The sequence below is a fragment of the Streptomyces sp. NPDC107765 genome (assembly GCF_055657085.1).
The window spans coordinates 310,051-336,751 of record NZ_JBVKBL010000009.1; the positions used below are offsets into that span (position 1 = coordinate 310,051).

Annotated in this window: 25 protein-coding genes, 1 tRNA gene and 3 pseudogenes; 9 read left to right on the forward strand and 20 right to left on the reverse strand. The window is 68.6% G+C overall.

What is annotated here, in order from left to right; all coding sequences use genetic code 11:
- Nucleotides 1-483: 483 nt before the first annotated feature.
- The gene (locus ACZ7MX_RS23450; RefSeq protein ID WP_472135010.1) at nt 484-705 is read right to left on the reverse strand and encodes a hypothetical protein; all 222 of its coding nucleotides are present in this window, start codon (nt 703-705) and stop codon (nt 484-486) included.
- On the opposite strand from ACZ7MX_RS23450, the pseudogene ACZ7MX_RS23455 reads away from it, so the two are divergent.
- Both ACZ7MX_RS23455 and ACZ7MX_RS23460 read left to right on the forward strand, forming a co-directional pair.
- Nucleotides 692-842 (forward strand): annotated as a pseudogene (locus tag ACZ7MX_RS23455) (IS110 family transposase); the annotation flags it as partial. The gene ACZ7MX_RS23450 and the pseudogene ACZ7MX_RS23455 sit on opposite strands and share 14 nt — an antisense overlap.
- A gap of 26 nt (nt 843-868) precedes the next feature.
- Nucleotides 869-1,345, forward strand: coding sequence for a hypothetical protein (locus ACZ7MX_RS23460; protein ID WP_472135012.1), 477 nt, complete (start codon nt 869-871; stop codon nt 1,343-1,345).
- A 296-nt stretch (nt 1,346-1,641) separates the two neighbouring features.
- Here the strand turns inward: ACZ7MX_RS23460 and ACZ7MX_RS23465 are convergent.
- The 14 genes from ACZ7MX_RS23465 to ACZ7MX_RS23530 form a co-directional block, all read right to left on the reverse strand.
- Nucleotides 1,642-1,715, reverse strand: a tRNA-Met gene (locus ACZ7MX_RS23465).
- Between the two features lie 221 nt (nt 1,716-1,936).
- Entirely contained in the window at nt 1,937-2,470 is a 534-nt protein-coding gene (locus ACZ7MX_RS23470; protein WP_472135013.1) for a GNAT family N-acetyltransferase, read from the reverse strand.
- Nucleotides 2,471-3,216: 746 nt separating this feature from the next.
- Nucleotides 3,217-4,146: a hypothetical protein gene (locus ACZ7MX_RS23475; RefSeq protein ID WP_472135015.1), complete on the reverse strand. Its 930-nt coding sequence runs from the start codon at nt 4,144-4,146 to the stop codon at nt 3,217-3,219.
- Between the two features lie 104 nt (nt 4,147-4,250).
- Complete coding sequence (locus ACZ7MX_RS23480) at nt 4,251-4,697, reverse strand: hypothetical protein (protein ID WP_472135017.1); 447 nt, start codon at nt 4,695-4,697, stop codon at nt 4,251-4,253.
- 243 nt (nt 4,698-4,940) lie between these two features.
- A complete protein-coding gene (locus ACZ7MX_RS23485; protein ID WP_472135019.1) occupies nt 4,941-5,756 on the reverse strand; it encodes an SDR family NAD(P)-dependent oxidoreductase in 816 nt (271 codons plus the stop codon).
- A 180-nt stretch (nt 5,757-5,936) separates the two neighbouring features.
- Nucleotides 5,937-7,094 carry an MFS transporter gene (locus ACZ7MX_RS23490; RefSeq protein ID WP_472135021.1) on the reverse strand — a complete coding sequence of 386 codons (1,158 nt, stop codon included), beginning with the start codon at nt 7,092-7,094 and terminating at the stop codon, nt 5,937-5,939.
- Between the two features lie 238 nt (nt 7,095-7,332).
- Complete coding sequence (locus ACZ7MX_RS23495) at nt 7,333-8,403, reverse strand: hypothetical protein (RefSeq protein WP_472135023.1); 1,071 nt, start codon at nt 8,401-8,403, stop codon at nt 7,333-7,335.
- Between the two features lie 133 nt (nt 8,404-8,536).
- Nucleotides 8,537-9,736, reverse strand: a complete 1,200-nt coding sequence (locus tag ACZ7MX_RS23500; RefSeq protein WP_472135024.1) for a cupin domain-containing protein — start codon at nt 9,734-9,736, stop codon at nt 8,537-8,539.
- Nucleotides 9,737-9,806: 70 nt separating this feature from the next.
- Complete coding sequence (locus tag ACZ7MX_RS23505) at nt 9,807-9,947, reverse strand: hypothetical protein (RefSeq protein WP_472135026.1); 141 nt, start codon at nt 9,945-9,947, stop codon at nt 9,807-9,809.
- Between the two features lie 495 nt (nt 9,948-10,442).
- Nucleotides 10,443-10,847 (reverse strand): ATP-binding protein, encoded by a 405-nt coding sequence (locus tag ACZ7MX_RS23510; RefSeq protein ID WP_472135028.1) that lies wholly within the window; start codon nt 10,845-10,847, stop codon nt 10,443-10,445.
- A 271-nt stretch (nt 10,848-11,118) separates the two neighbouring features.
- The gene (locus ACZ7MX_RS23515) at nt 11,119-11,415 is read right to left on the reverse strand and encodes a DUF3817 domain-containing protein (protein WP_472135030.1); all 297 of its coding nucleotides are present in this window, start codon (nt 11,413-11,415) and stop codon (nt 11,119-11,121) included.
- A gap of 2 nt (nt 11,416-11,417) precedes the next feature.
- Nucleotides 11,418-11,894: a DUF2269 family protein gene (locus ACZ7MX_RS23520; RefSeq protein ID WP_472135032.1), complete on the reverse strand. Its 477-nt coding sequence runs from the start codon at nt 11,892-11,894 to the stop codon at nt 11,418-11,420.
- Nucleotides 11,891-12,208: a hypothetical protein gene (locus tag ACZ7MX_RS23525; protein ID WP_472135034.1), complete on the reverse strand. Its 318-nt coding sequence runs from the start codon at nt 12,206-12,208 to the stop codon at nt 11,891-11,893. The genes ACZ7MX_RS23520 and ACZ7MX_RS23525 overlap by 4 nt, the downstream gene beginning before the upstream one ends.
- Before the next feature lie 69 nt (nt 12,209-12,277).
- Nucleotides 12,278-12,967 carry a DJ-1/PfpI family protein gene (locus ACZ7MX_RS23530; RefSeq protein WP_472135036.1) on the reverse strand — a complete coding sequence of 230 codons (690 nt, stop codon included), beginning with the start codon at nt 12,965-12,967 and terminating at the stop codon, nt 12,278-12,280.
- 196 nt (nt 12,968-13,163) lie between these two features.
- Between ACZ7MX_RS23530 and ACZ7MX_RS23535 the strand changes: the two genes are divergently transcribed.
- Entirely contained in the window at nt 13,164-14,102 is a 939-nt protein-coding gene (locus ACZ7MX_RS23535; RefSeq protein ID WP_472135038.1) for a GlxA family transcriptional regulator, read from the forward strand.
- Between the two features lie 35 nt (nt 14,103-14,137).
- A pseudogene (locus tag ACZ7MX_RS23540) lies at nt 14,138-14,266 on the forward strand (IS701 family transposase); the annotation flags it as partial.
- Between the two features lie 211 nt (nt 14,267-14,477).
- Here ACZ7MX_RS23540 and ACZ7MX_RS23545 read toward each other — a convergent pair.
- Both ACZ7MX_RS23545 and lysA read right to left on the reverse strand, forming a co-directional pair.
- The gene (locus ACZ7MX_RS23545; protein ID WP_472135040.1) at nt 14,478-15,866 is read right to left on the reverse strand and encodes an APC family permease; all 1,389 of its coding nucleotides are present in this window, start codon (nt 15,864-15,866) and stop codon (nt 14,478-14,480) included.
- 108 nt (nt 15,867-15,974) lie between these two features.
- On the reverse strand, nt 15,975-17,306 hold the full coding sequence (gene lysA, locus ACZ7MX_RS23550; protein ID WP_472135042.1) for a diaminopimelate decarboxylase: 1,332 nt from the start codon (nt 17,304-17,306) through the stop codon (nt 15,975-15,977).
- 159 nt (nt 17,307-17,465) lie between these two features.
- On the opposite strand from lysA, the gene ACZ7MX_RS23555 reads away from it, so the two are divergent.
- The 4 genes and pseudogenes from ACZ7MX_RS23555 (at nt 17,466) to ACZ7MX_RS23570 (ending at nt 22,167) form a co-directional block, all read left to right on the forward strand.
- Nucleotides 17,466-18,752 (forward strand): PucR family transcriptional regulator, encoded by a 1,287-nt coding sequence (locus ACZ7MX_RS23555; protein ID WP_472135044.1) that lies wholly within the window; start codon nt 17,466-17,468, stop codon nt 18,750-18,752.
- A gap of 8 nt (nt 18,753-18,760) precedes the next feature.
- Nucleotides 18,761-18,964: pseudogene (locus ACZ7MX_RS23560) on the forward strand (MFS transporter); the annotation flags it as partial.
- Between the two features lie 230 nt (nt 18,965-19,194).
- Nucleotides 19,195-19,395 (forward strand): hypothetical protein, encoded by a 201-nt coding sequence (locus tag ACZ7MX_RS23565; protein WP_472135107.1) that lies wholly within the window; start codon nt 19,195-19,197, stop codon nt 19,393-19,395.
- A 108-nt stretch (nt 19,396-19,503) separates the two neighbouring features.
- Nucleotides 19,504-22,167 (forward strand): P-loop NTPase fold protein, encoded by a 2,664-nt coding sequence (locus tag ACZ7MX_RS23570; protein WP_472135046.1) that lies wholly within the window; start codon nt 19,504-19,506, stop codon nt 22,165-22,167.
- Between the two features lie 410 nt (nt 22,168-22,577).
- Here ACZ7MX_RS23570 and ACZ7MX_RS23575 read toward each other — a convergent pair whose 3' ends face one another.
- From ACZ7MX_RS23575 to ACZ7MX_RS23585, 3 genes are read right to left on the reverse strand one after another with little or no spacing between them, the layout of a single operon-like run.
- Nucleotides 22,578-23,879, reverse strand: a complete 1,302-nt coding sequence (locus ACZ7MX_RS23575; protein ID WP_472135048.1) for a cation:proton antiporter — start codon at nt 23,877-23,879, stop codon at nt 22,578-22,580.
- Complete coding sequence (locus ACZ7MX_RS23580) at nt 23,876-24,466, reverse strand: nitroreductase family protein (RefSeq protein ID WP_472135050.1); 591 nt, start codon at nt 24,464-24,466, stop codon at nt 23,876-23,878. Before ACZ7MX_RS23580 ends, ACZ7MX_RS23575 begins: the two co-directional genes overlap by 4 nt.
- A 38-nt stretch (nt 24,467-24,504) precedes the next feature.
- Nucleotides 24,505-25,305 carry a 2OG-Fe(II) oxygenase family protein gene (locus tag ACZ7MX_RS23585; RefSeq protein WP_472135052.1) on the reverse strand — a complete coding sequence of 267 codons (801 nt, stop codon included), beginning with the start codon at nt 25,303-25,305 and terminating at the stop codon, nt 24,505-24,507.
- A 597-nt stretch (nt 25,306-25,902) separates the two neighbouring features.
- Between ACZ7MX_RS23585 and besD the strand changes: the two genes are divergently transcribed.
- Nucleotides 25,903-26,661, forward strand: coding sequence for an L-lysine 4-chlorinase BesD (besD, locus tag ACZ7MX_RS23590; RefSeq protein WP_472135054.1), 759 nt, complete (start codon nt 25,903-25,905; stop codon nt 26,659-26,661).
- Nucleotides 26,662-26,701: the final 40 nt, after the last annotated feature.

A 26,701-nucleotide genomic window follows, 5' to 3' on the forward strand; every position in this document is an offset into this window, starting at 1 on the left:
TTGCGCCGTCCCCCGCCGCCTGGAGCGCGGCGGCGTAAGCACCGGGCGTACGCAGCGCGCTGCCTCCCGAACACGTCGTTGTGCAACGGGTGGCGTCGGAAGAACGGCCCGGCGGAGTAGGGAAGACGGACGCACGCGCCGGGCCCGCGGTCAGTCCTCCGCCCGCTGTTGATGTTCTGCGGGGGAGTGTCGGTTGAACGTCGTCGTCTGGGCGTCAGTGGTGCCAGGTGCTGTGACCTCGTCATTGACGCTGACGGCTGGTGCTCACTCGTTGCTGACATGAGTGACGAAGGGCCATGCCGTTTTCATGCCGACCACCAACCCCACTGAGCAACACCCGATGAGCTGCTCCCCGTGCCCCGGACAGCGTGCGTCTGTCAGTGCTCGGGTCCACGTCTTGGTCGGTGACGTCCGAGTCTCCGGGGGCGTGCTGCTGTGCCACGTCCAGAAGCCATCCCTCGTCGAGGGTGACGATCGGGGCCATCAGGCGGCGGCCTGCCCCTCCTCGCCAGCGCCGAACCGGTCAGCGAACGCTGCGCCGTGCTCAGAGGCGAAGGCGCGGGCGGCCTCGCTGAACTGGCTGTGAGCGACGTCTTCGGTCAGCCGCTGGGCGGCCTCCTGAGGCAGCTCGGCGTGACCGTTTGCGGCCAATCGCGCGAGCTGCTCATAGGTTGCGTCGTCGACCTCGATCAGGAATCGGCTCAACCGAGGGGGAATCCGGCAGGCGAATGCTGCCCTGTACCGCATCGTGCTGACTCGACTGCGCTGGGACCCGCATACCCAGGCGTATGACGAGACGGGTGACGGAAGGAAAGACCCGGCGTGAGATCATCCGCGTGATCGTCCCAAAGCTCGACCACATGGCACGATGACGACCATGTCAGGTCAGGTCTGGGTGTCACTCATATCGTTGGGCGGCGTTGTCCTCGGCGGCATGCTGTCCTACCTCGTGCAGCACAGGACTCAACTGTCAGCGGAACGCGCTGAACAGCAACGGCAGCGGAACACCCTGTCGGAGGCTCGGCGCGCGGAACGGCTGGCGCTGCTGGAGCGGTTCATCGAGGTGGCGGCCGAGGCCGAACGCTCCGCGTTCAGCCGGCCTCCCGAGTTCGATGACACCCACCCCTGGTACCTGAAGACCCAGAACGTCATGAACAGGCTATGGGTCGCCGAGCGGCTCATCCGCATCCAGTTCCCACTGCCGGTGCATGACGCGGCACGTGCGTACTTCCTCGACCTCAACCGGACGGTATGGGAAGGCTTGCCCGACGGCGAGAGCGTACGGGACTACCTGGAGGACAACCGGCTGGCGTTCCTCGACACGGCCCGAGCGGTCATGGGATAGCCCACCGCCGAGCCCTGAAGATCTTTACGGGACAGTCCTTAGGTGTAGGACTCGCGATGTCGCGAGCAATTCCGCGTGATCACGAGCACTGTCCGAGAACATCCGCGGTTCTGTTACTGACTCAACGACCGCCCTGGCTCGCGGGATCAGATCGCCGAGGCGGCAGAACGTCTGGCTTCATTGCTGCCCGGAGATCGACGCCTTCTTGCCCCTGGAGTCCTGGTCGCCTGAGGATCGGGTTCGAGCGGGCTCAGACGCAGTGAAGGCCCGATGGGTACCGGGCCTTCACGTGTGAGTAGCGGGGACAGGATGTGAACCTGCGACCTCTGGGTTATGAGCCCAGCGAGCTACCGAGCTGCTCCACCCCGCGTCGGTACGGTGAACTGTACGGCATCGATCTTCGCTGGGCCGAATCGGCTCTCGCCCGGAGGTGATGGCGCTTTTTGCATGTGGCTTTGCCCGCAGTTCCGTGAAGGTACAGGTCAGCGGCGGGAAGCGACGTCTTTCGCCTGGGTGTCTCATACCTTGGCGATCAATGTGGTCTATGGGCAGGGGTCGGTTGTCTGGTGATGAAACGACGGCTCAGCCGGTTCACGCCTCGAACTCGGTGAGATCGATAGTGTGGACGTGCAGCGGATAGCCGTACTTGGGGTGTACCGTCGCGCGCTCCGGCACCATGCCGAGCTTGCGGATGATGTTCTCGGAGGCGTTGTCACCCACCCGGTTGATGCTGATGACGCGGTCAAGGCCGCGGTCCTGGAGTGCAAACTCCAGTGTGGCTTGGGCGGCTTCGGACGCGTATCCCTGGCCCCAGAATTGTGAGCCGAGCCGCCAGCTGATCGTCACGGCGGGCAGTACCTCCGGCAGGAACTCGGGCACGGACAGACCCGTGAACCCGGCCAGTTCGCCCGAGGCCAGCAGCTCGACGGCGAAGAGGCCGAAGCCCTCCTCGTCCCACTCCTCCTCCCACCGCTCGATGTCCTCGGCCGTGTGGTCCAGGTCGCGCACCGCGCCTTCGTCGATCCAGCGCATGACCTGCGGGTCCGCATTGATGTCCGCCATAGGCGCGAGGTCGTCGTCATGCCAGCGGCGGAGGAGGAGGCGGGGAGTGCGGATCTCGGTCATGGTCCCTATCCTGCCGAAGGCAAGAGCCTCATGGGTAATCGGCACTCGCCCGTGCTGGCACCGCCGCTCTCCCGATTGCTCATGCTCGACCGGCACGGCCACTGCTCGCCCCACCTGGATTCTGGCGTTCTCGCAGGAACCAGGGCTCACGAAACGCGGCTCGGCGGCCTGTCGTTCCAGGCAGTGTCGTCGGGACCAGCGGTTGCGCAAGCGGACGGCCCCGAGAGCCGGTCTGTGAGCGGAGTGCACGTTCACGACCCCCTCCATCAGGCCTGGCACATCACACACCAGAGGGTGCGTCGTCCCCGCTTGACCCCGGAAGGGGCACGGGATGTGCGGCGATGAACTCGCAGCTGTACCTGCTCGTCGCCGCCCTCGTGGCCCGCCACCTGCACCGGCGGCACACCACCCCGCCCGTTCAGCGCCCCCAGCCGTAGCGGCCCGGACTCGATGCCCGGCGCGGGTGTGGAGTCCCAGTCGGTGGCGAGCTGGTCGAACTGTGCGGCGATGAACTGGGCGGTCTCGGCCGTCCAGGGCCGTCGGCCGGCAGCCAGGTCACGTGAATCAGGGCCCAGGTGATCTCCCAGGTCATCGACCCGGCAATCGACAGGGCATGCAGTACGGCGTGCATTTGTGAAGCCATCCTCCGTAAGGAGGGGCCTGGACCCACGGACACGCTCTCTTTGGGTGCGCGTCCGGCGGACCGGGGGCGGGGCGCCGCCGTGTCGGCGGCGCCCCGCCGGGGTTCACCCGACGCGCAGTGTCAGGGCCGCGGTGTGGAGCTTGCCGCCGGTCTGGAACTGCAGGAACAGCCGCCAGTTGCCGGAGGTGGGCAGCTCGGCATGGAAGGACAGGTCCGGGCCGCCGTTGTCGCCGGTCACCTTGGTGGCCGGGTGGAGGTGGGCGAACGCGGCGTCGCCTTCGTGGAAGGCGGTCAGGTGGGCGTAGGTGTCCAGGTAGGGCTCAAGGTCGGTGACGGGCTTGCCGTCCTTGGCGATCAGGACGGTCAGCGGGTGCGCCATGCCCGCCATGAGCTCGCCCTTGACGGTGACGGTGTACTCGTCGGTCTGTGTGCTGGTGGCGGGGGCGGGCAGCGGGGTCTTGGTGGCGTTTCCGGGCACGGTGACGGTGCGCGAGAGCACGAAGTCCTTGCCTTTGCCGGGCCCGGCATCGGGGGTGAAGGAGGCGAACAAGCGCCAGGAGCCCGGTGCGAGGGAGGACAGGTTCGCACTCCAGGTGCCGTCGGCGGCCATGGTGGGGTGGATGTGCTGGAATCCGGTCAGGTCGGAGCGGATGGCGTAGAAGTGCATCCGCTTGGTCTGGTCGAGGGCGAAGCCGGTGACCGGCCGGCCGTCCGGGCCCGTGACCGTGAACCGGTAGGCGGTCTGCTTGCCGGACGGCAGGGTCGCGTCCTTGGAGATGAGGCGGTAGCCGTCCCGGGTGTCGGACAGGCCGTTGCCGGAGGCCATGTGGTCCATGCCGGGCATGTCACCCCTCGCTTGCGACGCGCTGGGTGAGGCGGACGCGGAAGACCTGCCGCCGTGGTCCATGCCGGGCATGGAGGAGGAGTCGCTGGAGGAGGAGCCGCAGGCGGCCAGCGTCAGCGCGAGAGCGGCTGCGGCGCCGGTCGCTGCGAGGCCGCGGCGGCGCGCGATGAAACGGTACGAGGTGACCATCGAAGTGGGATCTTTCCGGGTGGGCGCACCACACCGGTGGTGCGCGGAAACGAGCAGGACACGGTGCCGGTTTCCGGCCTGGGGCCGGGTCCGGCGCGCACCTGTCACGTCTGCGCGATGCACACCCGAAGCAGGAGATCTCGTCCGCCATCCGGTGGCCCGCGCCGCCCTCTCCCGGCGGCCGCTGCCCGCAGTCGGGTCAGCGTCCGCAGGGCGAGTCCGGCGGCACCCGCCACGACGAGCAGGCTGGGCGCAGGCAGGGGGGTCCGCTCGTGGGCGGCAGTCGACACGCACAGCGCTCCGGGCATCCCGGAGACGTCGGCGGCCCGGACGGCGGGGCCGTGCCCGTGCCCGGTCGGCGCGTGGGCCGTGGGCAGTGCAGTGGTGTCGTGGCCACTGGTCATCGGCGAGGTCGCGGTCGTGGCGCCGTGGCAGCCCTCCGCGGCCGTGGCCGGGGCTCCGTGCATGAGGAAAAGCCCGAACAGCACCGCGCACACTGCCAGCAGCCGGGCGACGCCCCGCGTGCCTGCCTGTGCGCTGTCCACGGCCATGCCCCTTCCTTTTCGTTCAGTCGAGCCGTACGACCATACCCCGGCAGGGTATCGACTGCGCGAGCTGGGTTCCCGAGGTGTACCCCCATGAGGACGGCCTGCTCAACGACTGGCCGGCACCTGCCACTCCCCGCCGTGGAGGCCGGACGAGCACGCTACCTCCGGGGCGCCGGCCAGGCCCGGTCCCTTTCCAGGGATCCGGCCCCGCCACGGCGCTGTGGAACGGACCCGTCCGGTAGTCCGCTAAAGCCGCGGGCTGCGCGCCTCGATCCGGTAGTCGAAGGCGGCACCGCCGACGCCGACCTGGGTCACCCCGCCGTCGACGGTGAGGGTGGCCCCGTTGACGTAGGACGAGGCGGGCGACAGCAGCCAGTCGATCGCCTCGGCGACCTCCTCCGGATCACCCGGCCGCCCGGCGGGAGTCAGTCGGTTCGCCTCCTCGTACGCCGCCTCGGCACCGCCCGCCAGCCCCGCCTCCGCCGCGAACCGTGCCATCCGCTGGTCGGCCATCTCCGTACGCACCCAGCCCGGGCACACCGCGTTGGCCCGCAACCCCTGCGGCCCGTAGTCGACGGCGAGGGAGCGGCAGAGGTGGAGCAAACCCGCCTTGGACGTCGCATAGGCGGCGTTGCCGACGCTGTTGCGGAGCGCGGCGACCGAGGCGACCGCGACCACCGCGCCGCGGGCCGCCAGCAGATGCGGCAGTGCGGCACGCAGCAACAGGAACGGGCCGGTGAGGTTGGTCCGTATCAGCTCTTCCCAGTCCTCGACGTCGGTGTCGCCGACCGCGCCGCCCCGCCCGATTCCGGCGTTGAGCACCACACCGTCGAGTCTCCCGTAGGCCGTCACCGTCGTCTCGACGAGCTCGCGCACGGCCTCGGGGTCGGCGGCGTCGGAGGGGTGGGCCTGCGCTCCGGTCTCCTCGGCCACCCGGCGCAGCGGCTCGGGCCGCCGCCCGGAGATCACGACCTGGTGCCCGGCGGTGCGCAGCAGCCGGGCGGTGGCGGCCCCGATCCCCGTTCCCCCGCCCGTCACCAGGACAACACGCTGTTCCGACATGCTCGTTCGCCTCCGAAGGTGGTCAACTTCCGTACCCCGCACGGCGAGCATACGAAGCGCCGGCACCGCCGAGCCGACCGGGCGCAGCCGCCGTCGGCACCACGCGGTGGGTGCGGGTGAGGAACGACCGCGGCGACGGGCAGCGGCGATCACTGATGTGCGGGTGGGGGCCCCGAGACCTCAGCCCACGAGGACCGGTGCTTCCGGTGCCGGAAGGGTCCGGGTACGCAGTGCCCACCGGGTGAGCGGCCGGGTGGCGAGGCCGCAGAGTGCGAGGACGATGCCCAGTACCACCCAGCCGGGCCGGCCCCATTGGAGGCAGAGGGCGGTGAGCACGACCGGCGCCGCCGCACGTACCGCGCCGTCAGCCAGGTTGAAGGCTCCCTGGTACTGCCCTTGGGCGTGTTCCGGGGCCAGCGTGAAGCTGATCTCGAACGCCCCTGCCGCCAGGCCGAGTTCACCCGATGACAACAGGAGCACGCCGACGAGCAGCAGGGCAGCGGCGACGGGTGCGGAAGTCCCGGCGGCGAGGGCGAGCACGGTGCAGCCGGCGAGAGCCTGGAACAGGACGACCACTGCCGTATTCACCACCAGCAGTGCGGAGAGCCACCACCGCGGCGCCGCGGTGTGCGACACCAGCCAGAGCGGCAGGACCAGGGACACCACGTCGTACTGGAACGCGATGACCCCGCACAACAGCGACAGGGCGAGGTACGGCCTGTCCCGCATGGCCTCCATGCGTGGCGCGCCGGGCGGGCGTGGCACCGGCTCCACGGACGGGATCTTGAGCAGCAGGCCTGCCGCGGCGAGGAAGCTCAGTCCGTTCGCCAGGATGAGAAGGGTGTAGCCCGTCGTCGAGTCGAGTTGGAGCGCGAGGCCGGCCGCGGCGGCGCCGATGCCCATGCCGAGGTTGGTGACCGCTCGGAGATGGCTGCGGACGCGGGTGCGTTCTCCGGGCTCGCTGATCCGTGCGATGAGGGCGCCGCCGACCGCCTGGGCGCCGCGTTGGCCGATGGCGGCGACGGTGACCAGTGCGAGGAACACGGCGAAGGAGTGGGTCATCGGGAACAGGAACATCGCGGTCGCCTGGACAGCTTGGGTGGCGACGTACAGTCCCCGGGGGCCGACGCGATCGGCCACCGCTCCGAGGGGGAGTCCCGACAGGATGCCGGCGACCGTCGCGATGGCGAGGCCGCTGCCCACCGCCGACACACTCAGCCCGACGACGCGGGTGAAGAACAGCATGCTGCCGGCGAGATAGAGGCCGCTGCCGACGGTGGTGACGAAGCTGGCGATCGTAAGAAAGCGGACCGGGCCACGCACGGCATCGATGTTCATATACGCCTCTGCGGGGCGCTGTTGTTCTGCTGGTGGCACATGGCGCTTTCTTTCGGTTCGGTTTGGATGCCTGGTTGTTCCGGGACAGGTTCCCGGGCCTCACGGGGGTTCGCGCCGGCGCTTCTTGCGGCGGCGGCACCCGGCCGGGCTCTCGGCCGAGAGGCGACATCGGGCCAGGCGGTGGCCGGATGGTGAGAGGCAGCGGTGGAACCGCCGCAGAACTTGCCCTCGCGAGCTGCTAACGGCGGGCCAGTTGCTCGCGCAGGGCCGCCAGACACTCGTCCCGATAGGCCTCCAGCCCCGGTGCCGCCGCCTGTTTCCTGCGGTTGAACTCACCGGTGTTCACCCAGGTAACGATCAGATCCGCCAGGGACGGAATGCCGTCGTAACGGGCCGTCATCCCGTCGATATGGCTGCTCAACGGATAGAAGGCGGGCAGGAGCGAGGGAAGGCCGAACCGGACCATGTCATTGACGTTGCCCGTGACACAGGTCCGGCCGCGTATCTCGACGATGCCGTTGCGTGTGAGGTGTTCGGAGACCGGAAGAATGAGGAAGTCGGCCTCCGACAGCGTCCGGTCGAACTCCTCGTGGGCGACGTAACCGGGGTGATCCCGCAGATCGACCGAGGGAGCGACCGCCTTCCGTGCCGCTTCGACGGCAGCCTTGGTCTCCTCCGTGGAGTGCTCCCCCAGAAAGTCGACGCGCAGTCGCTTCGTCAGCCGGGGGGCGGCGAGTTCCAGTGCGGACAGCACCTCGGCGTGGTCCCTGCCGGAATACAGCCTTCCCGGAACGCAGCACCGCACCTCGTCCCGTACGAACTCCCTGGGCGGATGCTGCGGATAGGCGATGTTGATTGCGCGGCCCCGCAGCGGGTCGCCGGCCTTCCTGAGTCGGATGTCCGGGAGAAGGACACCCGCCGCGCCGTCGAGAACGAGCTTCGCGATGGCCGCGCTCGGCCGCTTGTCGTCCGACGAGGTGAACGTGTTGAGGTTGTGCACCAGGCAGTGCCAGGTGGGCGTCATCGTGCGCGCATGGCACAGCAGGTCGCACAGGGCGTCGATCGGGGTGATGACGATCAGGTGATCCTGTGCACCGATCGAGGACTTGCACTGCTCCAGGAATTCCGCGTAGGGCAGATCCGGGGGACACACCTGCCACTCGACTGCGGAGGATGCGGCGGCCTCCGGGGCCTCGGCGCAGAAGGGGTTGGTGTAGACGGTCGGGTTCGCCCCGAGAGCAATGACTTGCCGTATGAGACTGTCGAGGACCTCGCTGTGTGCGCTGAGCTCGATCAGGCCGATCTTCATCGAGGTGTCTCCGTCAGTGGTGAGCGCCCTGCGGGGTCAGTGGCTGCGAAAGGAACCGACGCCGTGGTGCAGCCCGGGGAACATGGACCGCCTGCCCGTCATGCCGCAGGGCCGGGCCGGATTCTGGCAGTGCTCACGCCGACGGAGGAAGCTCTTCCAGCAGGAGTCCTTGCTCGACCAGCAGCCGTAGCAGGGGGACGATGTCTTCGGCCGGGTCGAATCCGGGGGCCCATTCGAGGGCTTCCGCGAGGGTGAACGACTCGCGGCGCAGGAGATTGTCGATGAGCTCCGGGGGAGCGCCGTCGAGGGTGATTTTTCTTGTGCCGAACTGGAGACGGTGCTGTTCGGACTCGGCATCGTAATCAACCTTGACGGGGTTGAACCGTGCTTGCCGCAGACGTGTGCCGGCCTTCGTGGACAGGGGATGGAACCCGGACTGACTGGGGAGACCGACCTCCCGGTGGCGGCTGTCCTGGGTGGTCAGATGATTGGCGAGGTACGCCTTCACCAACTGCTCGTCGCCGGACAGCACGGCGAGCCTGCCCATCAGACCGCGTACATGGTCGGCGAGTTGGGCTGTGTCACCTCCGACGACGGGCGGCAGATTGCGCCGCCACTCCTCCTCGTCCATCAGCTCGTCCGCGAGCCACTTCAGCCAGTAGACGCCGGTGCGGCAAGTCACGCCCAGTGTCAGGTGCAAAGAGGGTTCGTCACCGGCCACTGCGTAGTGCCAGTGGCCCCGTGGAATGTAGAGCACGTCCCCCGGGCGGAGTTCGGTCTCGATGTACGGGGGGCCCTTGGGTTCGCCTGTGTCGACGGAGACGTTGTTGTATTTGTCGAGCGGGTACTTGTACGTCTCCTCGGAGACGACCCATCGCTTCGTCCCCTCGATCTGCAGGATGAAGACCTCATGGTCGTCGTGGTGCTGGTCGAACCCCTGCTGCTCGGGCCAGGAGCAGTACATGTTGACCTGGCTCCGGTGGCCGATCGCACGCTCGATCGCCGTCGCCAGCTCGGCGATGGCGGGTATCCGCCGCTGCAACTGATTGATGATCAGGGTGTAGCCGTCCTGGCAGTGCTTGATCCACTCATCGGCCGTCTCGGGCCGGCCGGAGATCTTTTTGCCTATCGCCGCCAGGCGGATTTCTTCGCCGAACCGGAGGCGATGGAAATTGAGCAGGTGGTTGAGCTGATTCCAGGAGAAGAGTGAACGGAAACGGTCCCGGTCCTGCCCGCGTAAGACGACGCCTCGGGTTGTCCATTTTTCGCGAAGAAATTGATCGAGGGGCATCGGGTCAAGCAGGGATTCGAGATCGAACACGCCATTCCTCACGGTTTAAGGGGAGGGCCCGGTGACTCCAGGAGTCACCGGGCGGGTCAGGACAGTGGCTTGAACCCTGCCCTTACACGTCCTTCTGGTCGACCTCGAGGTTCGGCACGCTCTTGACCTGGGCCGTCTTCACTGTCTCCACGGAGACTCCGATCCGCTTCGGCCGAGGGGCCGCGTGCGTCTCGCTCTTGGGTGCTACGGAAACCTTGGTCATCGATGTCTCCTCGAGTAGGGAACTTCCTCTCCATTTCTACTGCTTGTTGTCCATAACTGCGGGAAACGTGTGAAGGATCACGGGCGACAAATCGAGCCATAGCCTTCGGGCGCTTGCGGAATCATTGGCAACTGTGCGCCCTGAGGAGTGGGTTACGGATCGTTTCCGAATGCGGTGCCGACAGTGGCCTCAAGTGGATGGCGAGGAATGCGAGTTCGAGGGGTCCTTGGTGGTGGGTCGGCGTGTATCCCCACCCTGGTCAGGGCCGCCAGGATCAACACTCGATGCTGCCGGCCGCGAGCCCGCCGCGCGCCGTCTCATCGTCCTGGACGTGCGGGAGAGACCCCGCGGAGCCGACGGGCGTCACCCAATGTCGTGCGGGTTGTCTCCACGGAGATTGGCGGATACCAATGTCAACAACCGGAACCCGTAGGTGCTGTTACGTGCCAAGCGTCGTGAGGCTGCCGGCAAGCCGCGACCGGGCGTTCGGCGCGCTCAGCCCGCCGGATCTGCTGTAGGAGCCGCCGGCAGGGTGATGATGATGCGGGCGCCGCCGCAGTCCGCTTCGTCGGCGGTGATGGTTCCGGCGTGCCGGAGGACGGCATCTCGCACGATGACAAGTCCCAGGCCGGCGCCCCCGGCATCGCGGTTGCGGGCGTCGTCCAGCCGCACGAACCGTTCGAAGTTCCGCTCCCGGTCCGCCTGCGGCACGCCCGGCCCGTCGTCGCAGATTTCCAGCATGACGGTGTCTCCCGGGCCGCTTCGGAGGACGATCCGCACCGTGGTGGTGGCGTGCCGTTGGGCGTTGTCCACCAGGTTCCCGAGGACGCGGGAGAGCTGGGTGCGGCTGCCGGTCGCCGCGACCAGCTCGTGGGTCAGGTCGGTCGGCTTCCGGCTCACCGTCCCCCGCGACAGCGAATCCGTCTGAACGGCAGAGCACAGGGGGCCGCTGCCCTGCCAACCTGGATCAAGCTTCCTGCGGCTCCGGGCAGCAGACGTCACAGGTCTTCGGAGACCTGACATCTGTGCGACTGACGGAGGCTCATGACAGTGGGTTCTGGGCCTTCTGCCGGAGTCGTTCGAAGGGTGTCTGGCCGGTGGACGGCCGGCTCCCCCCCACCGGACATCAGCAGGCAGGAGCTGATGCCGACGATCGCCGGCGACACAGGGTTCATGCCGGGGTGACCTCTTCCGTCCGGGCGCGGGCCGTATCGACGCGGTCGAGCTGTCGCAGCGCGAGCAGCCCGCCGATGCCTGGAACGACGGCCAGGACCTTGGCGGCAGCCGGGGCCTGTTTGAGGCGCCAGGTCGCGATCACGACGAACAGGTAGGCGCAGCCGTGGGTGGGGCCCATCAAGGACGAGATGGGCTTGAGGTGGACGGTGAACACGTTGGCCAGCATCACGATCAGCGAGACCAGCTCGGCGTGAGCTGCGATGCGCAGATGGCGCGGAGACCGCAGGTGCACGGTCACACTCCCGTCGTGGAGCCGGGACGGATGATCATCAGCACGGTGACTGTGGCCCAGAGCAGGTTGAAGATGCCGGTGAGCATGGCGAGACGACCCGGTGTCGACGGGGTTGGCGCTGGCGAAGGCGAGGCGGAACTCGTCGTCCCGGCCAGAGCACGGTCCTGTGCCGGCAGGATCAGCAGGGCCAGTACGCCGGCGGCCGCCGCGGTCAGCAGGATCGAGATGATCAGCCAGGCGTCGCCGAGGACACCGAGACTGCTGGCCGTGGCGAAGCCGAAGAGGGGAACCGCGATGCCAAGGCCCGCGTAGACCCGGCAGATGCGGTGCAGCGTCCGAAGGGTCGTCCGGGCGTCGCCGTCGCCGCAGTCGCCGAGGGCACGGCGCAGCGTCGCGGGGAACATGCTCGCGGCGACGGTGACCGGGCCGACGGCGACGATGGCGGCCAGGACGTGCAGCGACAGGAGGAGCTTGGTCACGCCTGGCGCTCCGGGGCGGTCCGGCGCTCGCCGGTGACCTTCGAGGACGGAAGGCGGCCGGCTTTGGAGGTGCCCTGGAGCGTGTCGCCGTCGACCGTCACGTCGAACGCCAGGTTCAGCCGCATGGGCTTGGTGACGGCCTGCTTCCAGGTGAGCCGGTCGCCGTCGAGGGCGACGTCGTTCAGCGGTACTTCCTCGCCGGCTCCGTGGGCGACGCCGGTCAGGACGCCGTCCTGCTCACGGAGTTCGACCATGGCCTTCATCGTGCCGATGGGGATGGAGAGGGACAGGTTCCAGGTGCCTTCGAGGGACATGCTGATGTTCTTCCTGACTGGGAAAGGGGAGGATGAGCGACTGGCCCGCGAAGGGCGCGGACCGAGTGTTCAGAGGCTGGCGGGCGTCGGCCCCTGGGCGCGCCAGACGGTGCCGCGCCGCTCGTGGGAGAAGAGCTCTTCAACGGCGTGCGCGACGCGTGGGCCCACCTCGCGCTCCAGCAGGTACAGGCCCAGATCGAGCCCGGAGGTGACACCGGCGCAGGTGATCAGGTCGCCGTCGTCCACGACGCGGGCGCGGACCGGGTGGGCGCCGGTGGCGTCCAGCATGTCGAGCCCCATGTGGTGGGTGGTGGCGTGGCGTCCCTCCAGCAGACCGGCCATGGCCAGGACGAGCGAGCCGCCGCAGACGGTGGCGACCGTGATGTCCGGGTCGTCCATTGCCTGCTTGAGGAGTGCGGGCAGCTCGGTGGTCAGCGTGCGGCCCAGCAGCACCGGTATGAACTCCTGCTGCTCCCACTCGCCGGCGCCCACCTCTTCCTCCGGAACCTCGCCGGGTTCGCCGACCCGGCCGGCGGCGCCCGGCACCAGGAGCAGGTCCGCACGCTCCAGGTCGACGGCACTGGTGGCGCGCAGTGTCAGCCCTCCGGCGCCGCTGATCACCTCGCGAGGGCCTTCCGCGGAGACCATCTCGACGGTCACCGCTCCGTCCGACGCCGAGCCACCGGCGTGCAGGACCTCAAAGGGGGCGATGGCATCGAGCGGGTCGAAACCGTTGAACAGGACAACCTGGATGTGCATGGGTGTTCCTTCGGGTGTCGATTTCTCTCGGACGTTCTGAGTCAATCGGCTGCCGCCGTGATCGCCCAGTGGCACGAGTGACAGGTTTCAACGGGATAGCGCCAAGGGCTTCCGGAGTGCTCAGAGCTGCGGTGACATGGAGCTGCCCGGATATCGGTCCGGAACCGTCAGGCAGATGAGGAGGTAGGTTCCGGCCATGCACACCGTTGCCGTTCTCGCGCTGGATCAGGTGATCCCGTTCGATCTGTCCGCCCCGATCGAGGTCTTCTCCCGCACCCGTCTTCCTGACGGGCGGCCCGGCTACCAGGTCCGGGTGTGCGCCGAGCGCGACGAGATCGACGCCGGAGCCTTCACCCTGCGCGCCCCCTGGGGTCTGGAGGGCCTGCAGGACGCGGACACGATCATCGTGCCGGGCGTCAACGACCCCACAGCCCCACTCTCCTCCCTCGTGCGCGACGCGCTGTGGTCGGCCGCTGCCGACGGCACGCGGATCGCCTCCATCTGCGTAGGTACTTTCCCGCTGGCCGCCACCGGGCTCCTTGACGGGCTGCGCGTCACGACCCACTGGCAAGCGGCCGGGCTTCTGGCCGACACCCACCCGGACCTCGACGTCGACCCGAACGTCCTCTACGTCGACAACGGCCAGTTCCTCACGTCGGCCGGCGCGGCCGCGGGAATGGACCTGTGCCTGCACATGATCCGCCGTGACTACGGCTCGGCTGTCGCCGCCGACGCCGCCCGGCTGTCGGTGATGCCTCTCGAACGGGAGGGCGGCCAGGCGCAGTTCATCGTCTGCGACCACGCGCCCACACCGCAGGGCTCCGAGCTGGAGGCGTTGCTCACGTGGCTGCGGGAAAATCTGGCCCGCGACCTCGTCCTCGCCGACATCGCTGAGCAGGCCGGGACGAGCACCCGGACCCTGATCCGGCGGTTCCGCGAACAGACCGGCACAACCCCGCTCCAGTGGCTCCACCGAGCCCGCATCCGCCAGGCACAGCACCTGCTCGAAACCACGGAGCACTCCGTGGAACGCATCGGCAGCCAGGTGGGCTTCGGTTCCCCCACCACCTTCCGCGACCGCTTCAAACGCACGACCGGCGTCAGCCCGCAGACGTACCGACGTACGTTCACCTGAGCTCGCCGCCACCCTTCCCGGACGCCTGCCCGGCCGCCAAGCACGAATGTGGCCTCGACCAGTACGAAGTCCGCCGCTCTCCAGGCTGGTACCGACACCTCACCCTGGCCATGCTCGCCCACGCTTTCCTGGCCTCCGTCGCAGCCCAGACAACCGAAAGGGGGCCCGCAGAAACGACACCACCAGCACCATCCGCTTCACCGTGGCAGAAATCCGCAGCCTCCTGGATGCTCTGCTGCCCCGCCCCACTCCCCGCCTCGGATCGGTCACCCACGCACCGAACTGGTCCCGCTGGCGCAGACAGCACCAGGCCATCGCCCGCCGCTGCCACTACCAAACAAGAACCAGCTCAGGCAACGATTTCTGACTGGACTACTAGCCCTCTCCATCCGGGAGTTGATTGCGCAACCGCGAGTGGTGACGGCTGTAGAGGAGATACACCGCGAGGGCCGCGGCGAGCCAGCAAGCGAACATGATGTACGTCGACACCGGCAGCCCGCAGAGGAGATAGCCGCAGAACGCCACCGACAGCAGCGGTACCACCGGGAAGCCGGGCACCTTGAAGCCGCGGTCGAGACCGGGAGCCCGGCGGCGCAGGATGATCACGCCGACCGAAACGACGGTGAAGGCGGCCAGGGTGCCAAGGCTGGTCAGGTCGGTCAGCACGTCCAGGGGGAACACCGCGGCCAGCAGAGCGACGAACCCGCCGACGATGAGGGTCCCGAGCACCGGGGTGCCGGTGCGGCGGTCGATGCGGTGGAAGGCTGCGGGGAGCATGCCGTCCCGGCCCATGGAGTACAGGATGCGCGTCTGCCCGTAGAGCACCACCAGCGTGACGCTGACGATGGAGAGCACCGCGCCCGCCGAGAGCACCACACCCGGCCAGCCCGCCCCGGTGACCTTCGCCAGGATCGTCGACAGGCCCGCCTCCTGGCCGGCGAACGTGGTCCACGGCTGGGCGCCGACGCCGACGAGGGCCACCAGAACGTAGACGGAGGTGACCACCAGCAGCGCACCGATGATGGCCCGCGGCAGCGTCCGGCGCGGGTTGCGGACCTCCTCGCCGGCCGTGGAGACCGCGTCGAGGCCGATGAAGGAGAAGAAGATCGTGGAGGTGGCGGCGCCGATGCCGGCCATTCCCATGGGCGCGAAGGGGTGCAGATTCGCACTGTGGAATCCGGTGGCGCCCAGCACGACGAACAGCCCCAGCACCGCCAGCTTGAGCAGCACCATCACGGTGTTGACCAGCGCCGATTCCTTGGCGCCGCGCACCAGCAGGAGGCAGCACAGCACCACCAGGACGACGCCCGGCAGATTGAGGTAGCCGCCGGCGCCGGGCGGTGCGGAGATGGCTGCCGGCATCTGGAAGCCGAACAGGCGCTGGGTCAGATCGTTGAGGTACTGGCCCCAGCTCACCACGATGGCCGCGCCGGAGACCGCGTATTCCAGCAGCAGACACCAGCCGACCGCACAGGCCGCGAACTCACCGAGCGTGGCGTATGCGTAGGAGTACGAGGAACCGGAGACCGGTACGGCGGAGGCGAGTTCGGCGTAGCAGAGGGCGGTGAGCGCGGCCGCGACGGCGCCGATGACGAAGGAGATCGTGACGGCCGGGCCGGCCTCCGGGACCGCGGCGTTCAGGGCGAAGAAGATGCCGGTGCCGATGGTCGCGCCGATGCCGATCATGGTGAGCTGGAACGTGCCCACGGTGCGGCGCAGCCCGCCGCCGGCCGGTGTTTCGGCGTCCGCGAGGAAGGCCGCCACCGGCTTACGGCGAAGGAGTTGTTGGCGGAGTGGCGTTCTCGTGGGGTGGGGCGTTCGCGTTGCGGGTCTCAAGTCGGCCTCGTTCCAAGGGATGGGTAGCGGGCGTTTTCAGGGGAGGTCGCGGCGCATCAGGTCGGCGTAGGTCTCGCGGCGGACGACGGGGCGGGAGCGTCCGTCGCGGCAGAACACGACGGGTGGGCGGCGGGCCGCGTTGTAGTTGTTGGCCAGGGAGTAGGTGTAGGCGCCGGTGGCGGGGACGGCGATCAGATCGCCCGGACGCGGGTCGTTCAGGGGGACGCCCGCGCTGAGCACATCGCCGGATTCGCAGTGCCGGCCGACGACCCGGCACATCTCGCCGTCCGGGCCGGCCATCCTGGTGGCGACCGTCGCCTCGAACCGCTGCCCGTACAGGGAGACTTCGAGGTTGTCTCCCATCCCGCCGTCCACGGCGACGAAGGTCTCGCCACCGGCGCGCTTGACCGTCACCACGCGGTAGAGGGAGACACCCGCCTCGGCGACCATGGACCGGCCCGGCTCGATGATCACGCGTGCCCCGGAGGGCAGCAGCTGATCGGCCGCCGACATCAGCACGCCGAGGTACTCCTCCACACTCGGCGGCCGGTCGTCGTACGTATAGCGGGCGCCGAGCCCGCCGCCGAGGTCGTACACCGGGAACTCCCCGAGTTCCGCCACCGCCTCCACGGCCCGGACGAACGGCTCCGTGTCGAGGATCTGCGAGCCGATGTGCACATGGAGCCCGTCGAGCCGCAACCGGGAGCTGCCGCGCAGCCGGGCGACGGCCTCGCGTGCCTGCGGCAGGAGCAGGCCGAACTTCGAGCCGCGTTGGCCGGTGGAGACCGCCTCGTGGGTGTCGGGCCGGACATCGGGGGTGACCCGGACCAGGACGGCCTGCTCACGGCCACGGACATCGGCCAGAATGCGCTCCAGCCGCTCGATGTCATCGAAATTGTCGATGACGACGAGCCCGGCGCCCGCCTCGACGGCCGCGCGCAGATAGCCGTCGGTCTTGGCGTTCCCATGCACGATCAGCTTGGCCGGGTCGGTGCCGGCGGCGAGGGCGAGGGCCAGCTCGCCACCGCTGGCGACGTCGATGCCAAGACCCTCTTCGGCGAGCAGCCGGTAGACCGCCGTGCAGGGGAAAGCCTTGGAGGCGAAGGCCACCGCCGAGTTCGTACGGCGAGCGGCGAGCCCGTCGGCGTAACGCCGGGCCCGGTCCCGAAGCGCGACCTCGTCGACGAGCAAGGCGGGCGTGCCGTAGCTCTCCGCCAGCTCGGCCACATGGCAGCCGCCGATGCGCAGCGCTCCGTCGGGCGCGAGCGCGGTGCCGGGCGGGAAAAGCTCAAGGGGGCGGGGGGAAGAGGGGTGGGCGGGTGTCGCGGTGGTGGCGGTGGCGGCGGTGGTGGTGGTCCCGGGGACCATGGCGCTTCTCCTCAGGGTTGACTTCATGAAGGCCGGCTGCACGGGGCGTACGGGACGTACGAGGTAGGTGGGAGGGGGCGTACGGGATCGGTTCGCACCATCGTGAGGTGCAGATCACTCCCCGTCGTTGGCGAAATCGCCTAGGGTCCGGACATGGAAATGACGGATTCGCCAAACCCGCCGGGCGCGCTGCCGCCGCCGGCCGGGTCCGGGCTCGGCGGCACCAGCGAGGAGTTGTTCGCCCTGGCCAACGCCGTCGCGGCGGTCATCGGCGGTTCGGTGGCGATCGAGGACCTCGATCACCGGGTGCTGGCCTATTCGTCGATTCCGGGCCAGCGGATCGACGAGCTGCGCCGCCGCGGCATCCTGGAACGGCGGGTCCCCGAGGATCCCGAGCAGCTGCGCCAGTACCGTGAGGTGCTCGGCGCACAGGACGTCGTACGGCTACCGGTCCTCGCGCCCGACGAGCTGCCGCGCGCCGCGGCCGCCATCCGGGCCGGGGACCTTCCGCTGGGCACGATGTGGGCGATCGAGGGCGAATCCCGGCTGGACGCGTCGGGCACCCGGGCACTGCTGGACGGCGCCCGGCTCGCGGCACTGCACATGCTCCGCCGCCGCAGCTCGGCCGAGCTCGAACTGCGGGCCCGCGAGGACACCCTGCGGGCCGCGCTGCGCGGCGACGGGCCCGCCGAGGAGATCCGCTTCCAACTGGGCCTGCCCGAACAGCCGCAGCCGGCGCTCCTCGGCTTCGCCCCGAGCGCGTACGAGCCCGACCGCACGGGCCCGGCCGTCGTCCGGCTGGGCGCCGCAGCGGCCCGGCACTGGGCAGCAGTGCACAACGAGGCGGCGGTGGCCACCGTCGGCCGCACCGTCTACGTTCTGCTGCCGCAGGCCGGCCCGGCCGAGGCCCGCCGTCTCGCCGAGCAAGCCGTGGCCGCCCTCAGCCGCAGCCTGGACACCCCGCTACGCGCCGCCGTCAGCCGCCCCGCCGACGACCTGGCCGAACTTCCCTCGCTACGTGCCGAGGTGGACGACATCCTCCGGGTAACCACCACCTCCCCGGACACACCGGCCGTCGCCGCCCTCACCGATGTGCACGCCCAGGTGCTGCTGCTCCACTGTGCCGACGAACTGACGCGCCGCCCCCGCCTGCGCCACCCCGGCGTCGATGCGATGCGCGAACACGACCGCACCCGTCACACCGATTACGCCGCGTCGGTCCTGGCCTGGCTGGACGCGGCCGGCAACATCGCCGAGGCCGCCCATCGGCTCACCGTCCACCCCAACACCCTCAAATACCGCCTCCGCCGCACCCAAGACCTCTTCGGGCTCGACCTCGGCAACCCGGACGTCCGGCTCTCTTGCTGGCTCCAGCTGCGGCTGACCCTAGGGCCCGGAACGCGGGCCAGTACTGCTCGCGGCTGCGTTCGTCCAGCTCACGAATGAGAGCGACATTGCTCGGCCGCACCCCCGCGCTCCTGGAGCGCGCCAACTCCCGCCTGCGCAGCACCCAGACCGCCGCGTCCGGCTTCGCCGGGCCACCCGCAGGCAGGGCCCTGCTCGCGCTCGGACGGGCGGTCCCGCTGCTCACCGACGCGGTCTCCTTCGCCCTCTCCACAGGGGTTCCGCGAGGTCGTTGGGCCAGCGCACGCCAGGCTCAGCTCGGCGTTCCTCACCTCGGTCGAGGAGCGTCGGGCGCCTGGCCTCCTGGCCTCCACGGGCGGCAGCGAGTGGCGCAGCGGGCCGGGTGCGCCGTCGTCAATCCTCGTCGTCCTGGACAGCCTCCGGGTCCGGAAGGGGTGCGGGCCCTGACCGGGTCCGCTGGACTTGATGGTGAACAGATGGACGGCGGCGTCGCGGTCGCCGAGGGCCTTGTGAAGTTCACAGGGTGCTCCTGGGAAACGGCGCCGCGGTGCCCCTCGCCGACTTCCTGCGCCGGGTCTTCGCCTGCCAGATCGGTCCTCACGACCCGCAGGTGCGACTGCGCTACCCGCAACGTCAGCTCGCCCAGGTCTGGACAGCGCCGCAATACATCGCGGCCGAGGAGCCTCAACGGCGGCAAGGGCTGACCAGCCTGGATCAGGCCTAAACTGGGAGGCATCGGCGCCGTATCCTCTGGATCAGTGCGGTCCGGTCGTCGCGGGAGGACGGTCAGTTGGGGAAACATGCGGACCAGTTCCGAGACGAATTACGTGCGTTGTACGAGAAGGCGGGAAAGCCGTCCCTGAGGCAGTTGTCCAGGCAAAGCGAGAATCATCTGGCGGCATCGACGATCAGCGGCTGGCTCAACGGTCGCGCCCTGCCAAGCGAAGCGCTGACGCGCGAGTTCCTCGGACTGGTCCACCAGCTGCAAGAGCGGGCAGAAAGAACCACGGGAAACACCCGAACACGAGACCAGCGCTGGTGGCTGGAACTTCTCGACGCGGCTCGTCAAGAGCGCGGTGTTCGCGCCGATTCCAGGGTGTCATTCGAATGGGCTGAGGCGGTCAAGAGCCCTGCCACGTTCGAGACACTGGTGTCTCTGCTCATTCTGCGGACTCGTCCTCATGCCCAGGTGGTCCAGCACAATGGCAAAGACCGCGGATACGATGTATTTGAGCACTCGGACGACGACGGCTTCGTTCAGTACGAGTTGAAAGCCTTCACCGGCCGCATGACGTCGGATCGCAGAGCGCAGGTTCGTCGTTCGCTGCAGAGCCTCGAACCTCGGCCGGATCACTGGGATCTCGTGGTGCCGATCGACGCGACGCCCTCTGAGGATGCATGGTTCGCAGGCCTTCGCGATGAATTTCCGTTCGTCCGGCAGTGGAACGGCCTGAGTTGGTTGAATCGTCTGCTCGGTGACCAACCTGACCTGGCCGCCTACCTGGCTGGGGGTTCACCAGACCTCCTGCGTAGGCGTCTACGCGAAGCAATGGCCAGCCGCCGCTCGCTGCCAGGAAAGACCGTGCCGGACCCTCCGCGCGGGCATGGTTCCGTCCGTTGCCGAGGTTTCGGCGATCGTCCCGCCGACGAGGACCTGCTGAACCGGGACGCATTGGTCGCTGCTATCGCCGACCTGCTGGTGACGGGCGAAGACAATGTGAGAACCATGGTTGAGGACGGCGGCGCTTTCGTGGACACCACGGGCCCGACCGTCGTGGCTTTGGAAGGTCCATGGGGATCGGGCAAAACGAGCATGATGCGGCTGATCGAAAGGGAAGTCCTTCGCAGGCAGCCGGCACGCTGCGACAAGACCGGCCCGCACCGGCGTTGGTGGAGGCGTTCGCCCCAGCATCTTTCGGTCACGGCTGCGCTTCTGCAGCTGATCCGGACCACCCCAGAGGCACCCACGAACAGAGAAGTGTCTCGCACGAAAAATGCAGCACGGGCGGGGCAGCCTTCGACGTCTATAACGGCCCACTTCAACCCCTGGGCACATCAGACGAATGATCAGATATGGGCAGGCCTGACTCGGACGATTGTCGAGGCTGCGCAGCCTGCGCTGGGACCTCACGGGCGGAGCCGGGAGAGGTACTGGCTGCGTAGGAACTCGGTCCGCCTGGACCGTCATCAACTGCGTCGCACGATGCTGCGGCGGCTGTGCTCCCCAGTGCTGCGAGTAGCAGTCTTCGCACTGCTTGCTCCCCTGGTCGCACAGCTCGCCAAGGGAGGTCAGAACTACGACATCGCCGGGCATCAGATCAGTGCAGTTTTGCTGGCAGGAGCGCTGCCGACACTCTTGGCCGTCGTGGGGGTCATTCATACGGTGTTGCGCCTCGCGGGTGGGCGGGCGCGGTCCTACCTGCCGGGCGAGCTCCTGGACGGCCCGGTGATGAGCGGTGTCCTTGCCCCTGGGGGAAGGGGAGGCGTTCATGACGCCTTGCGAGACCCGTACTACAACGCCCGGTCCGGATACCTCTATCTCGTCCAGCACGACATCCGGGAGCTGCTCGCGACCTTGAAGGAAGGCGGCCACGAGCTGATCGTCTTCATCGACGACCTGGACCGTTGTTCACCCCGGGTGACCGCCGACGTCTTCGAAGCAGTCAACCTGTTTCTGTCGGGCGCGCTGTACGTCCCTACGCGGCAGAGCGCCCAGGACCAAGCCCGATGCCGGTTTGTTCTTGGGCTCGACCCTGGAGTCGTCGCCGCGCATCTGGACCGAGCCTATGCAGATCTCGTGACTGCGAACCTGGCCGACTCGCATCAGGACCCCTCCGTGGGCTGGACCTTCCTGCGCAAGCTCGTCCAGCTGCCGGTGGCTCTGCCGCCGACGTCGCAGGGCAGCGTCGAAACCGCTCTGGCCGGGCTACTGGGCGAGGTTGCCCCGTTGGCTCCGCCGGCCGTCGTCGCTCTGGACGAGGTGGGCGACCAACAGTCCGTCGTGGTTCCTGCTCAGGCCCCATCCTCGACCACGTCGTACGGCCGTACATCGGAGACCGAGGCACTCGTACGTGCCCTGGAGACGGACCACTCGGTCCGCGACCAGCTCGGCAAACGCCTGCGCGCACAGAACGATCTCTCGCTCCGTGAAGTGAAACGGCTTTTGACGTTGTGGCAGTTCTACCTTCGGGTGCTGGGCCACAAGGAGCACGGGCTGGAAAGACTGTCGGTGCACGAGGCGGTCCATCTGGTGGTTCTCTCCGAGATCGCGGCCCGCTGGCCGGCGCTCCAGGCATCCCTGCGCCGACGCTTCGATGGGGCGACGGGACTGGAGATCCTCGCGCAGAGCACCACGGATGACCACTCATGGGCCAGAGCTCTCCGGCGCGTCGGACTGAGCGACACGCGCCACGCAAAGTCGTGTGCTGCGCTGCGATCGCTGCTCGCCGAGCATGAAGGGAAGTCGGTGGCCGAGCTCGCGGAACGGCTGTCTTAAGAGTCCTGGCGGGAGAAACGGACCCGACCTGGCACGCCGGCCCGGGGGGACGACCTGCGGGAGATCGTGAACGCGATCCTCACAAGACCGGAGGCTGTTGCCCCGGTCGTGAACTGTGGTCAGCTGCTCCACCACCACTAGGGCGCGTCGTTCGGATCATGGTGTCCCGGACCTCTGGACGGCAGCGTCTACGCGAGCGGCAGGGCGCTCTCCTCCAGCTCGTCGGACGCTCGCGCGAATCCGTCTGTCAGCCTTCCCGGATGAAGCCCTCCCGCACCAGCCAGTCCTTCGCCACCTCGTGCGGGTCCTCCCCGTCCGGTGAGACCGGTGCGTAGCCGGCGTGAGAGCGCGAGGCACGTGCCGTTGAGCGTGTCGTTGCCGCCGATCCGCGAAGAACCGGCTCAGCCCGGTCACTGCCGTTGTGGAGGCGGCCCCTCGATGCTCGGTTCGGAGAACGCGGCGAGGTCGCGGCGGCGCAGCTCCTCTTCCGCGGTTTGTTCGATCCTGTGCATCGCGACACGCAGGACGGGGGGAGCCATCACCGAGGTCACGACCGCGACCAGGACGACGATGGTGTACGTGGCGGTGGTCAGTACGCCCAGGCGCAGGCCCGCCGTGGCCACGACGATCTGGATGACACCGCGCGCGTTCATCCCCGCACCCATGGCCACCGCTTCCCACATCCCGAGCCGGGCGAGCAGCGCCCCGAGGAACGCTCCGGCGAACTTCCCGAGCACGGCGACCGCCAGCACCACCCCTGCGGCGAGTGCCACCACGGGATGGGCCAGGGCGGCCAGGTCGAGGTGCAGGCCCGCGGTGGCGAAGAACAGGGGGGCGAACACCGCCATGACAACCGCCCGGAGCGGAGCGAGCTTCCTGAGGTCGACGTCGGTTCCGGAGCCGATGAGAACGCCGCCGATGAACGCTCCGAGCATCGCTTCGAGGCCGAGTGACTGCGTGGCCGCGGCGCCCAGGACGAGGACCGTCGTGACCACGGCGATCGTGGGGGCGGCATCGCCGGCCCGCTCCGCCATGGCCAGCGCCCGGCGCACCAGGGGCCGGACGACGGTCAGTGCCAGGATCACCACGCCCGCCATGTACCCGACGGAAAGGAGGACGTGGCCGGCCCGGACCTGGCTGCTGGCCATGGCCGACACCACCGACAGCAAGAGCCAGCCGATGGCGTCGTCCACCATGCCGGCCCCGAGAATGAGCTGTCCCACGGTGCGATGAAGCAGGCGCATATCGGCGAGGATCTTGGCGATCACGGGGATGGCGCTGACGCACAGCGCCACGCCGAGGAACGCGGCGAACACCGGCTGCCCGCTTCCCACGGCGACCAGCGACGACGGCAACAGGAGCCCCGCCGTCACACCCAGTCCCAGCGGTACGAGCAGGCCGGTGGTGCCTACGGTCAGGGTCGCCGCTTTCCTGCGGCGCAGCATCTTCGTATCGATCTCGATACCGGTGGTGCCCACCAGGAGCACCACGCCGAGCTGTCCGATCGAGTCCAGGGGACCGTGCGGCACTGCCGCGCGGGGAAGCCAGGACGACAGGGCGGGGACGGCGTGGCCGAGCACCGAGGGGCCCAACAGGATCCCCGCGCACAGTTCACCGACCACCGGCGGCATGCCGATGCGTACGGCCAGCCGCCCCAGGACCAGGGCCGTGGCCAGCAGCACGCCGGCCGGCACGAGAAGTCCGCCGCTCACTCCGCGCTGGCCACTTCGCGGGGCCCGCCCGCTGCCCGCACGGCGGGCGCGGCCTCGAAGACGGAGACCCGGTCCGAGATGTCCGGAAGCGGCCTGCGCTGCCGGGGACCCTTCGGAGGCGTACCGATGTCCAGGGAACCCAGTAATCGCTCGCCGTCCGCCATGTGCAACAGGCCGCGCAGGCCGTCGCTGGTGCACAGCCGCCCGGTGCGCCAGATGCTGCCGTAGCCCCGGCCGTGCAGCAGCATCATGAGCGCGTGCGTCATGGAGCAACTGGCGGCGAGCTGCTCCCATTCGGGGATCTTGTGTCCCGGAAGGGGGGCGAAGACCAGCAGCGCCCGCAGCGGCGGCTCCAGGAGGCTGGAGGGGCCCTTCTCGACGGCGCGGGGTTCCCTGGTGGTCAGCGTACGAGCCAGAGCGGCGCGTGCGTCACCGCGCACCAGGATCCAGCGCCAGGGGCGCAGCCTTCCGTGATCGGGCGCTGTGGCCGCACCGCGGAGGAGGTACGCGAACTCCTCGTCGCTCGGGGCCGGTTCGCCGAGTACCTTCTCGCTCCTGCGGGTGACGATCGCGGTCATGACGTCCATCGGGCGCCGTTTCCTTCCAGGTCGTGTGGCGGGCGGATTCAGGACCAGGCGACCAGATCACCGGCCGGGGTGAGGCCGAGGAAGAACGTCACCGTGATCCGCCGCTGGCCCTCCCCGTTCGGCAGCACCCGGTGGTAGTGGTTCGGGTTGAACAGCAGGGCGTCCCCCCGGCCGGGGGCAACGGTGAGGCGCCGGCAGCCGTCCACCACACGGGGGGCGTACCCGTACCGTTGACGGTGGACGTCGTCGGACGCCTCCCAGCGGTGCTGCCACAGGCTCGTCCCGCCGCCCTCTTCCGGCACCACCAGGTAGGCGTTGTAGGTGAGCTGGGAGACGATCTCCTGATCGAAGAGGCCACCTGGGTATTCGAGGTGGATGTCGTCGTAGTGCAGGAGTGTGCCCGCGTTGATCTCGCGCATCATCCCCACGAAGGCGGGCCGCCCACCGATGGTGGCGGTCGTCACCTTCGCCCCCCATGCCTCGCCGAGCATGTCCAGCGACACCGTGGTCGGGTCCGGATGCATGCCGGCCTCCCGCCACATCCGCTCCGCGGCTTCGGCATCCGGCCAGTAGCGATCCTCCTGCAACACGCCCTGGGGAGTGCGGTAGTCGTTGAGGGCCGGGCCGAACCTCGTCATGGCGACCCGGACCGGGTAGTAGTCGACGGTGGGCAGACGGTGCAGTACGGACGTCATGCCGTGGAGAACGGCCCCGTCGAAGAAGCCGGGTATGCGGGCCGCGGCGAGTTCACCCGTCGCGACAGCGGTGATGTGCTCCTTGGAGAAGGCGGGCACGTCCTCGGCAAAGAAACTCGGGTCGAGCGCTGTGCTGGGCATCATGCCTCCACATCCGTCAGGACTGGGGTGCCGGGGTTGGGGCAGGGCGAGGCAGAGCAGCGTCTTCGCACACGGGAATGTACGGGCTCCGGACATTGGCGGCGCCCATCGGGCAAGGGGCCGGGCGGTCGTCAACTACCGGAATGCGGAGCCTGGTGGACGTTGGGACGCACCACGGTATGTCCCGCTGATTATTCGCGCGAGTGGGCAGCGTGGCAACGCCCCCTCGGTAGAACGCAGTTGTCGAACCGTCGAGAGGTCGAAAATGGCCGTCATGCGATTCACGCCACGTTGATCGGACGGTGACGTGGTGAGCGGCCGGGAAGATCCATCCTGTCGTGCCCCGAACGCTCGTCTGCCCATATCCCGACAGTGGATCACCCGCGACGTCATCGTTCGGCACCTGTCATCCTGCACCAACCTGCCATAAGCGCATGGAGTTTGCCGGGCGAGTTGACCGGAAGGCACACCTTCCCGTGATCGCGTGGTTGATCAGGGCCGGGAAGCGCACTTACGGTCCTGAACACGCTTTCCACCAGACGTCCCCTCTGATCAGTGCAGCCGATCCCGCATTCACCAGCCGAACATCGGAGACACTTCGTGAGCGGTAACGGACTTGGTCCCACGAGCGTATGCACGCCGCTGGACAGCAGCGAGATCCGCCGGTTGTCGCACCACTACCAGCGGTACGGCATCGCCACCGTGACCGACCTGATCGAAGGGCACACACGTCAACTGGTGCGCACCGAAGCGGAACGCCTCCTTGAGAAGCACGCCGAGCGACGCGATTTACGCCTTCAGACCACCGGCTATACCCGCCGCTCGATGTCCGTGGTGCCCAGCGAGATGATCGCGGCCAACAGCGAACTGGTGACCTCGATCTACTCGAACCCCGAGCTCATACGCACTCTGGAAGCCCTCGCCGGCGAGAAGCTGCACCCCTGCCCGAAGCCCGACGAGGAATACCTGATCACCCGCCAGGAACAGCGCGGGGATACGCACGGCTGGCACTGGGGCGACTTCAGCTTCGCCCTCATCTGGGTGCTCGTGGCACCGCCGATCGACGTCGGCGGCCTGCTCCAGTGCGTGCCCCACACCACGTGGGACAAGGCCGCACCGCGGATCAACAACTACCTCGCCGAAAACCCCATCAACACCTACTACTTCGCTTCGGGAGACGTGTACTTCCTGCGGACCGACACCACGCTGCACCGCACGATCCCGCTGCGCGAGGATGCCACCCGCATCATCCTGAACATGACGTGGGCAGGTGACCGGGACCTGAAGCGCGAGCTCGACGCGGACGACCGGTGGTGGGACGACGCCAACGTCTCGGCGGCGTCCGCCATCAAGAAGTGAAAGTCCCCGACACCGATTCCCGCCCACGAAGAGAGACGGC